At 61.9% G+C, this 9,624-nt stretch carries 9 protein-coding genes; 8 read left to right on the top strand and 1 reads right to left on the bottom strand.

Annotated elements, in window-relative coordinates; translation table 11 throughout:
- Window positions 1-135 precede the first annotated feature (135 nt).
- The 7 genes from Q0341_RS08780 (at window position 136) to kynA (ending at window position 6,058) form a co-directional block, all read left to right on the top strand.
- Complete coding sequence (locus Q0341_RS08780; protein ID WP_299512228.1) at window positions 136-1,338, top strand: aspartate aminotransferase family protein; 1,203 nt, start codon at window positions 136-138, stop codon at window positions 1,336-1,338.
- Window positions 1,335-2,276 (top strand): ornithine carbamoyltransferase, encoded by a 942-nt coding sequence (gene argF / locus Q0341_RS08775; protein WP_299512225.1) that lies wholly within the window; start codon window positions 1,335-1,337, stop codon window positions 2,274-2,276. Before Q0341_RS08780 ends, argF begins: the two co-directional genes overlap by 4 nt.
- Before the next feature lie 6 nt (window positions 2,277-2,282).
- Window positions 2,283-2,843, top strand: coding sequence for a hypothetical protein (locus Q0341_RS08770; RefSeq protein ID WP_299512224.1), 561 nt, complete (start codon window positions 2,283-2,285; stop codon window positions 2,841-2,843).
- Window positions 2,840-3,148 (top strand): YkgJ family cysteine cluster protein, encoded by a 309-nt coding sequence (locus Q0341_RS08765; RefSeq protein ID WP_299512221.1) that lies wholly within the window; start codon window positions 2,840-2,842, stop codon window positions 3,146-3,148. The genes Q0341_RS08770 and Q0341_RS08765 overlap by 4 nt, the downstream gene beginning before the upstream one ends.
- Window positions 3,149-3,211: 63 nt before the next feature.
- Entirely contained in the window at window positions 3,212-3,838 is a 627-nt protein-coding gene (kynB, locus tag Q0341_RS08760; RefSeq protein ID WP_299512219.1) for an arylformamidase, read from the top strand.
- 26 nt (window positions 3,839-3,864) lie between these two features.
- Window positions 3,865-5,148, top strand: a complete 1,284-nt coding sequence (gene kynU / locus Q0341_RS08755; RefSeq protein ID WP_299512217.1) for a kynureninase — start codon at window positions 3,865-3,867, stop codon at window positions 5,146-5,148.
- A 10-nt stretch (window positions 5,149-5,158) separates the two neighbouring features.
- On the top strand, window positions 5,159-6,058 hold the full coding sequence (gene kynA / locus Q0341_RS08750; RefSeq protein ID WP_299512216.1) for a tryptophan 2,3-dioxygenase: 900 nt from the start codon (window positions 5,159-5,161) through the stop codon (window positions 6,056-6,058).
- 6 nt (window positions 6,059-6,064) lie between these two features.
- Here kynA and polA read toward each other — a convergent pair whose 3' ends face one another.
- Window positions 6,065-8,911: a DNA polymerase I gene (gene polA, locus Q0341_RS08745; RefSeq protein ID WP_299512214.1), complete on the bottom strand. Its 2,847-nt coding sequence runs from the start codon at window positions 8,909-8,911 to the stop codon at window positions 6,065-6,067.
- Between the two features lie 251 nt (window positions 8,912-9,162).
- Here polA and Q0341_RS08740 point away from each other — a divergent pair.
- On the top strand, window positions 9,163-9,624 hold a 462-nt coding region (locus tag Q0341_RS08740; protein ID WP_299512212.1), incomplete at its 3' end, for a phosphotransferase.

Here is a 9,624-nt window from a genome sequence, read left to right as displayed (position 1 = left end):
TATAAGACTCAACAGCCTTGGGTAGCGCGTCTTAAAGGCCTTGCAGGAATGCACATCCACGGGTGATTTATGCCTCTAAAATCTCATTTCAACGGCTCTTGATGTTGAGCCGCTTTTTATTTCCGGAGTTCACGCATGACCGCTCACATTGAAGCCGCCTCACCGCACACCATGAACACCTATGGCCGACTGCCGATCGCACTCAGCCATGGCCAGGGTTGCCGAGTCTGGGACGTCAATGGCAAGCAGTACCTCGATGCTTTGGCCGGTATCGCCGTGAACACCTTGGGCCACAACCACCCCGATCTGGTGCCCGCGCTGCAAGACCAGCTGACCAAAATGATCCACAGCTGCAACTACTTCCATGTGCCCAATGCGGAAGTGCTGGCAGCCAAGCTGGTGGAGATGTCGGGCATGACGAACGTGTTTTTCTGCTGCACGGGCCTGGAGGCCAACGAGGCGGCCATCAAGCTGGCGCGCAAGTTCGGTCACGACAAGGGCATCGAAAAGCCCGAGATCGTGGTTTACGAAAAAGCCTTTCATGGCCGCAGCATCGCCACGCTCAGCGCCACGGCCAACGAAAAACTGAAAAAAGGTTTCGGGCCCATGCTCGAAGGCTTTGTGCGTGTGCCGGTCAACGACATCGAGGCCCTGAAAAAAGCCACAGAAGGCAACCCCAATGTGGTGGCCGTGTTCATGGAAACCATCCAGGGCGAAGGCGGCATCAACCCGATGCGCATCGAATACCTGCAGCAAGTGCGTGCCCTGTGCGACCAAAAAGACTGGCTGATGATGGTGGACGAAGTGCAGTGCGGCATGGGTCGCACGGGCAAGTGGTTCGCACACCAGTGGTCCGGCATCGTGCCCGACGTGATGCCGCTGGCCAAGGGCCTAGGCTCGGGCGTGCCGATTGGCGCGGTGGTGGCGGGCCCCAAAGCGGCACACATCTTTCAGCCCGGCAACCACGGCACCACCTTTGGCGGCAACCCGCTGGCCATGCGCGCAGGTGTGGAGACCATCCGCATCATGGAAAAAGATGGCCTGATGGCCAACGCGGCGCGGGTGGGTGACCATTTGCGCGCTGCTCTTGAAAAGGCCTTGGCAGGCGTTCAAGGCGTCAAGGAGATTCGTGGCCAGGGCCTGATGCTGGGCATCGAGCTGGACCGCCCTTGCGGTGCCATCTGGACCCGCGCCGCCGAAGCGGGTCTGCTGCTGAGCGTGACGGCCGACAGCGTGATCCGCCTGGTGCCTCCGCTCATCATGACCGAAGCCGAAGCCGACGAAATCGTCGCCATTTTGGTGCCCTTGATCACCACCTTTTTGGCAGAAAACCCATGAGCCAGTCCACACCCGTACCCGTGCGGCACTACCTGCAGTTCACCGACCTCACGGCCGACGAGTACGCGCATGTGTTTGCCCGCGCTGCCGATATAAAGCGCAAGTTCAAGGCCTACGAAAAATACCATCCGCTGGCAGACCGCACGCTGGCCATGATTTTCGAAAAAGCCAGCACCCGCACCCGCGTGAGCTTTGAAGCCGGCATGTACCAACTGGGCGGCTCGGTCGTGCACCTGACCACGGGCGACAGCCAGTTAGGCCGCTCCGAGCCCATCGAAGACAGCGCGCGCGTGATCAGCCGCATGACCGACATCGTCATGATCCGCACCTACGGCCAAGACAAGATCGAGCGCTTTGCCTCGCACTCGCGCGTGCCCGTCATCAACGGCCTCACCAACGAGTTCCACCCCTGCCAGATCCTGGCCGACATCTTCACCTACATAGAGCACAGAGGCTCGATCACGGGCAAGGTGGTCGCCTGGGTGGGCGACGGCAACAACATGGCCAACACTTGGTTACAAGCGGCCGAATTGCTGGGCTTTACGGTGCACCTGAGCACGCCAAGCGGCTACGAAGTCGATCAGGCCGTGGCCGGTTTGCGCAGCACCGACAGCTACAAAATTTTCAAAGACCCCGAAGACGCCTGCCGAGGCGCAGACCTCGTGACCACCGACGTGTGGACTAGCATGGGCTATGAGGCCGAAAACGAGGCCCGCAAGAAAGCCTTTGCCGATTGGTGCGTGGACGAAGCCATGATGCAAGTGGCCCAGCCCGACGCCCTGTTTATGCACTGCCTGCCCGCCCACAGAGGCGAGGAAGTTAGCGCCGAAGTCATCGACGGCCCGCAATCGGTCGTGTGGGACGAAGCCGAAAACCGCATGCATGTGCAAAAAGCACTGATGGAGTTTTTGCTCTTGGGCAAGGTCGATTGCTCATAAAAACAGATGGAACTGATCGAGCGGCTTCTTCCGCAATGGCAGTTCAGTGAGCAACACGCTTTGGTGTTGGATGGTGTGACGCCCGCTCACGCTTACGCCAGCATCATTCCAGGCCTCAGCACGCAAGACCCACTGATCACCCAAGCGATTGCGCTTCGCGAAGTGCCCGGTCGTTTGTTGCGCGCGCTGGGCCTGTCACGGAACGCCCTGCCTTCACAAGCCTTTGGTTTTCACAGTTTTGCGCTGCTGGGTCAAGTGCCCAACACGGAAGTCGCCTTTGGTCTGGCTGGCCGCTTCTGGCAATTGGATTACGGGCTATGCACTGTTGCCAATGCGGAAGAATTTGCCGCCATGATCGACCACCCGAGGCTGGTGCTCAATGTCTGCGTGGAACCCTTGAGCGATCACAGCTGCCGTTTGGTGACACACACCCGCGTTCACTGCCCCGACAAGGCGCAGCGCAGCCGCTTCACGCCCTATTGGTTCGCCATCCGACCGGTCAGTGGTCTGATCCGCCAGCGCCTGCTGCGGCGCATCGCCCAACTCGCCCAAGCCACATCGCCATGAGCGCCTGCACAACCTGCGGCGCCTGCTGCGTGAGCTTTCGGGTGGATTTTTCAGTCTACGAATACGAAGAAGGCGGCGGTGATGTGCCCGCCGGGCTGGCCTCGCCCATCACCGAGCACACCTGCCGCATGCGCGGCACCGACCACAGCCCGCCTCGCTGCGCCGCGCTTTATGGCAAAACGGGTGAAAAAGCGATTTGCGGCATTTACGAATGGCGACCTTCGCCCTGCCGGGAGTTTGAAGAAGGCAGCCCCGCCTGCGAGCAAGCGCGGCGACGCCACGGCCTGCCTGCGCTCAACGCCTGAATTTCACGGTTGTTGGAAATAACCGACACCACGGTTTTTTGTGGGGTGCTACCTTCGCACACCATGAAAAAACTTTGGGATATTTCCCCGCCTGTGCAGGCCACCAGCCCGGTATTTCCGGGCGACACGCCTTACACCCAGCAATGGGCCGCCACGCTGTCGAACAACTGCCCTGTCAACGTGAGCGCCATCACGATGTCGCCGCATGTGGGCGCACACGCCGATGCACCGCTGCACTACGACCCGCAAGGCGCGGCCGTGGGCGCGTTGGACCTGCTGCCTTTTCTGGGCCACTGCCGCGTCATCCACGCGCTGAACGCCAGCCCGCTGATCACCCTTGCGCACTTGCAACACGCCCTGACCGATCTGCCCCCACGCGTGCTCGTGCGCACTTACCGCCAGATGCCGCTCGCACAGTTCGACACCCAGCTCACCGGCTTTGACCCAGCCTGCGTGCAGCACCTGGCCGACTTGGGCGTGCTGCTGATTGGCACCGACAGCGCCAGCATCGACCCGGCCGACAGCAAGCCGTTGCCCAGCCACCAGGTTATTCGCCAGCGCGGTCTGCGCGTGCTGGAAAACCTGCTGCTCGACGAGGTGCCCGAAGGCGATTACGAACTGATCGCCCTGCCCCTCAAACTCATGACCGCCGACGCCAGCCCAGTGCGTGCGGTCTTGCGCGAACTTTAAAAACCATTCAGGGACCCACCACCATGATGAACCTCACCCCCACCCTGCAAGACTGCGAACTGCTGGACGCACAAGACCCTTTGCGCAGCCTGCGTGAACAATTTGACCTGCCCCAAGGCGTGATCTACCTAGACGGCAACTCGCTTGGCGTGCTGCCCAAAACCGCCCCGGCCCGCGTAGCCCATGCCGTCACCCACGAATGGGGGCAAGACCTCATCAAAAGCTGGAACACCGCCGGCTGGTTCACACTGCCCCAGCGCGTGGGCGACAAAATCGCCCGCGTCATCGGTGCCCAGCCGGGGGAAGTGATCGCTGCCGACAGCACCTCGATCAACCTGTTCAAAGTGCTGGCCGCCGCACTGCACATCGCCGCCGCCGACCACCCGCATAAAAAGAAGATCGTCAGCGAACGCAGTAACTTCCCCACCGACCTCTACATCGCCGAAGCACTTTGCAAAGAACGCGGCTACACCCTGCAACTGGTCGAGGCCGACGAGATCGCCACCGCCTTGCAAGCCGATGTGGCCGTGCTGATGCTCACGCATGTGAACTACCGCACCGGCGCCATGCACAACATGCAGGCCGTCACCGCGCAGGCCCACGCGCACGGCATCCTCACCGTGTGGGACCTGGCGCACAGCGCAGGCGCGGTGCCTGTGGACCTGAACGGTTCAGGAGCCGACTTTGCCGTGGGATGCGGCTACAAATACCTCAATGGCGGCCCCGGGGCACCCGCTTTTGTGTGGGTGCACCCCCAGCACACCGACCGCTTTTGGCAGCCACTGGCCGGTTGGTGGGGCCACGCTGCGCCGTTTGCCTTTACGCCAGACTACCAACCCGCCAAAGGCATCACGCGCTACCAGTGCGGCACGCAACCCATCTTGAGCCTGACTGCGCTCGACTGCAGCCTCGACGCTTTTTTGGCTGCCGAGTCGCTGGGCGGCATGGCCGCGCTGCGCCAAAAGTCGCTGGCACTCACGGGCCTGTTCATGCAGTTGGTGCGCACGCGCCTGGACGGCCACGGCTTTGCCATAGCGACCCCGGCCGAAGAAGCACTGCGCGGTTCGCAAGTGAGCTTGACCCGCGCCGATGGCGCTTACGCCATAGTGCAAGCCCTGATCGCGCGCGGCGTGATTGGCGATTTCAGGGCGGGCGATGGCGGCTTGCACGCCGACATCTTGCGCTTTGGTTTAACGCCGCTGTATGTGGGCTATGCCGACGTGTGGCAAGCCGCAGAGCACCTGTGCCAAGTCATGCAAACTGGCGAGTGGCAAGACGCCCGCTTTGCGCAAAAGAACGCCGTGACCTGAAAGACCTGTCATGAGTTCCTGCCCATTCTCCTCCGCCTCCAACACAGCCAGCACCAGCGCCGCAGAGGGCGATGCCACAGGCGAGCGCATCGTGCACGATGAAAAAGCCCAGCTCGACTTTGACGGTCGCATGAGCTACGGCGACTACCTGCAGCTCGACGCGATCCTGAACGCCCAAAAACCGCTCTCGCCCGACCACAACGAGATGCTGTTCATCGTGCAGCACCAAACCAGCGAACTGTGGATGAAGCTCATGCTCCACGAGCTGCAAGCGGCCATGCGCGGCATCGCAGCCGACGAACTGCCCGACGCCTTCAAAAAACTCGCCCGCGTCAGCAAGATCATGGAACAACTGGTGCACGCTTGGGACGTGCTGGCCACCATGACGCCGCCCGAATACAGCGCCATCCGGCCTTACTTGGCGCAATCCAGCGGTTTCCAGAGCTGGCAATACCGCTGTATTGAATTTTCAATGGGCAACAAAAACGCCGCCATGCTGCAACCCCACGCGCACCGACCCGACCTGTCGGCCTCCGTGCAGGTGGCCTACAAAGACCCTTCGCTGTACGACGAATGTCTGCTCCTTTTAAAGCGGCGTGGCCTGGATGTGCCGGGCACCCACACCCAACGCGACTGGCGTCAGCCCTACCCGGCCAGCGAGGCGGTCGAAAACGCCTGGCTGGTGGTGTACCGCAACCCGCAACAACATTGGGACTTGTACCAGCTGGGCGAGGAACTCACCGATCTGGAAGACGCTTTTCGCTTGTGGCGCTTTCGGCATGTGACCACGGTGGAACGCGTGATCGGCTTCAAACGCGGCACGGGCGGCACCGGGGGCGTGAGCTACCTGCGCAAGATGCTGGACACTGTTCTCTTCCCCGAAATCTGGACACTGCGCACCCAACTCTGAAACCGCTCAGTGCGCCTGCTCCCAGTTGGGCCCAAAGCCCACTTCGGCCAGCAGCGGCACCTTCAGGTCGGCCACACCGGCCATGAGGCGCGGCACCTCGGTGCGCACCCATTCCACCTCGGCATCAGGCACTTCAAAAACCAATTCATCGTGCACCTGCATGATGACTTTGGTGGCCTTGCCTTGGTCGTCCAGCGCTTTTTGCACCGCGACCATGCTCAGCTTGATCAGGTCGGCCGCTGTGCCCTGCATGGGCGCGTTGATGGCGGCGCGCTCGGCCCCGGCGCGGCGTGGGCCGTTGGGGCTGTTGATCTCGGGCAGCACCAGACGGCGGCCGAACACGGTTTCAACATAACCCAGCGCCTTGGCCTGCTCGCGGGTGGCGTCCATGTAGTGCTTGACGCCGGCAAAACGCTCAAAGTAACGGGTGATGTAGTTTTTGGCGGCGGTGTTGTCGATGCCCAGCGCCTTGGCCAAGCCGAAGGCGCTCATGCCGTAGATCAGGCCGAAGTTGATGGTCTTGGCGTAGCGGCGCTGCTCGCTGCTCACGGTGTCGGGCGTCGCGCCAAACACCTCTGCGGCGGTGGCCTTGTGCACGTCCAGGCCTTCGTGGAAGGCCTTGAGCAAAGCCGGGTCGTCGCTCAGGTGCGCCATGATGCGCAGCTCGATCTGGCTGTAGTCGGCGCTGGCGATCACGCAGCCTGCGGGGGCCACAAAGGCCTCGCGCACCTTGCGTCCTTCGGCGGTGCGCACCGGGATGTTTTGCAGGTTCGGCTCGTTGCTCGACAAACGGCCGGTCACGGCCACCGCCTGCGCGTAATGCGTGTGCACCCGGCCCGTGCGCGGCAAGGCCAGCTGCGCCAGTTTGTCGGTGTAAGTGCCCTTGAGCTTGGCCAGGCTGCGGTGCTCCAAGATGCGTGCGGGCAGCGGGTAGTCCTCGGCCAGTTTTTCCAGCACCTCTTCGTCGGTGCTGCGCGCGCCCGTCGCAGTTTTTTTGATAACGGGCAGGCCCAGTTTGTCAAAGAAGATCTCGCCCAATTGTTTGGGGCTGGCCAAGTTGAAAGGTTGGCCAGCGATTTCGTAGGCTTCGGTTTCGAGCTGCAAGATGCGCTCGCCCAACGCTTGGCTTTGCGCGGCCAGCGTGGGCGCGTCAATCAGCACGCCATTGCGCTCGATGCGGTACAACGATTCGCTGGTCTTGATTTCGAGGTCGTACACATACTTGAGACCCGCATGCGCTTCGATCTGCGGCCACAGCGCCAAGTGCACGTCCAGGCACTGGTCCGAGTCTTCGCAGGAATAGTGCGCGGCTTTGTCCACGTCCACCTGCGCAAACGGGATCTGGTGCGCGCCCTTGCCGCACAGGTCCTCATACGTCACGCCTTTGCGGCCCACATGGCGCTCGGCAAGACTGGAGAGGCCGTGCGGTTTGTGCACTTCGAGCACATAGCTCTCCAGCATGGTGTCGTGCGCATAGCCCTGCACCTCGATGCCGTGGTTGGCCAGCACATGGCGGTCGTATTTGATGTTCTGGCCCAGTTTGTGACGCGCTGGGTTTTCCAGCCAGGGCTTGAGTTTGGCCAGCACATCGGCCAAGGGCAGCTGTTCGGGCGCACCCGGGCCGTTGTGGGCCAGGGGAATGTAGGCCGCCTCGCCGGGTGTGACGCTCAGCGATATGCCGACGATCTCGGCGCGCATGGCGTCGAGCGACGTGGTTTCGGTGTCGATGGCCGTGAGCGGCGCTTGCTCGATGCGGGCCAGCCAAGTTTCGAATGCGGCCCAGTCGAGCACGGTGTCGTATTTCAAATCACCCTGCACGGCGCTGGCCGCGCTGTCCAATTCGGGCAAGGCCGCAGGTTCATCTTCCTGAGCCGAGCCAAACAAATCGCCCATGCCCGTGTCTTTGGGCTTGGCGGTTTTGGCTTTGGGCGCGGGTGAAGATGCAGGCACAGACCCACCCAGCGACTGCACCAGCCCCTTGAAGCCATAAGTTTGGTAAAAATTCAGCAGCTTGTCTTTGTCAGGCGCATGCAAGTGCAAGCTGGCCAGCGACGGCAAATCGGGCACCCAAGCGTTCAAGTCGCAATCGGTTTTCATGGTCACCAGCGCCCGGCCCTTGGGCAGCCAGTCCACGGCTTGGCGCAGGTTCTCGCCCGCCACACCTTTGATGTCGTGGGCGTTTTCCATCAGTTTGTCGAGCGAGCCGTATTCCATCAGCCACTTGGCCGCCGTCTTGGGGCCCACCTTGGCCACGCCGGGCACGTTGTCGACCGTGTCGCCCACCAATGTTTGGTAATCGATCATGAGCGACGGCGGCACGCCAAACTCGGCGGTGACGCCCGCCACATCGCGCACCTTGCCGTTCATGGTGTCGATGATGGTGATGTGCTCGTTCACCAGTTGACTCAAATCCTTGTCACCGCTCGACACCGTCACGGTAACTCCCTGTTGGGCGGCCACATTGGCCAGCGTGGCAATCACGTCATCCGCTTCCACACCCGGCACATCCAGCACCGTCCAGCCCATCAGGCGCACCAGTTCGTGGATCGGCTCAATCTGCGTGCGCAAATCGTCGGGCATGGGGCTGCGGTTGGCCTTGTACTCGGGATACATCTCGTCCCGAAATGTCGGGCCTTTGGCGTCAAAAACGCACACGGCATAAACGGCCGGCACATCCTTGCGCAGGCGCTCCATCATGTTGATCATGCCGCGAATGGCCCCCGTGGCTGGGCTCGTCGGGTCGCCCGGCACGGCACGCAGGTCGGGCATGGCGTGAAAGGCGCGGTACAGGTAGCTGGAGCCGTCGACCAGCAAGAGGGTTGGCTTGGATATTTCGGGGGTGTTTTCACTCATCCCCCGATTGTGTACCGGCTTTACCCCCGAAAAACCTCAATGGCTTGGGGCCTGGCCTGCGGCAGGGTGATGTGGCAAAGCGAAGCGCCTCTAAACCCTGGCGCAGGCCAGGCCCCAAGTCTCTCCCACTGCGACCTCACTGCCTTCGTGCGCAGAGCCCCCTAGGGCTGGGACGTTTGACTCTTTTCGCCCTCTACAATCCTTACTTTGCCCACCCAAGCCAGCCTGCGCTGGCGCTCAGATCTCTTCCCATGGCGGTATTCACCGAAGTCACCGAAACCCAGGCCAATGACCTGATGCAAGCCCTGAATTTGGGCCACCTGAACGCCTTGCGCGGCATTGAGGGCGGGATTGAAAACACCAACTACTTTGCCACCACCGATCAGGGTGAGTACGTGCTCACCCTGTTTGAGCGCTTGACGCACGCGCAGCTGCCTTTTTATCTGCTCTTGATGAAGCACCTGGCCGGGCGAGGCATCCCGGTGCCTGACCCTGCCGCCAACCGCGACGGCGACGTGTTGCACACCGTGAACGGCAAGCCGGCCGCTGTGGTCAACAAGTTGGCTGGCAAAAGCCAATTGCAACCTCAATCGGTCCACTGCGCTGCTGTGGGCGACATGCTGGCGCGCATGCACTTGGCGGGTGCCGACTACAACCGCAGCCAACCCAATTTGCGCGGCCTGCCTTGGTGGAACGAGACCGTGCCCGTGGTT

The organism is uncultured Limnohabitans sp. (assembly GCF_937889215.1).
Taxonomy (GTDB): domain Bacteria; phylum Pseudomonadota; class Gammaproteobacteria; order Burkholderiales; family Burkholderiaceae_C; genus Limnohabitans_A.
The sequence above is the reverse complement of the archived record's forward strand: the minus strand, read 5'-3'. Positions and strand labels throughout refer to the sequence as shown.

Excerpts from the sequence above, each read along its gene's own strand:
- Q0341_RS08780 (WP_299512228.1), top strand. The coding sequence starts at position 136 with ATGACCGCTCACATTGAAGCCGCCTCACCGCACACCATGAACACCTAT.
- argF (WP_299512225.1), top strand. The coding sequence starts at position 1,335 with ATGAGCCAGTCCACACCCGTACCCGTGCGGCACTACCTGCAGTTCACC.
- Q0341_RS08770 (WP_299512224.1), top strand. The coding sequence starts at position 2,283 with ATGGAACTGATCGAGCGGCTTCTTCCGCAATGGCAGTTCAGTGAGCAA.
- Q0341_RS08765 (WP_299512221.1), top strand. The coding sequence starts at position 2,840 with ATGAGCGCCTGCACAACCTGCGGCGCCTGCTGCGTGAGCTTTCGGGTG.
- kynB (WP_299512219.1), top strand. The coding sequence starts at position 3,212 with ATGAAAAAACTTTGGGATATTTCCCCGCCTGTGCAGGCCACCAGCCCG.
- kynU (WP_299512217.1), top strand. The coding sequence starts at position 3,865 with ATGAACCTCACCCCCACCCTGCAAGACTGCGAACTGCTGGACGCACAA.
- kynA (WP_299512216.1), top strand. The coding sequence starts at position 5,159 with ATGAGTTCCTGCCCATTCTCCTCCGCCTCCAACACAGCCAGCACCAGC.
- polA (WP_299512214.1), bottom strand. The coding sequence starts at position 8,911 with ATGAGTGAAAACACCCCCGAAATATCCAAGCCAACCCTCTTGCTGGTC.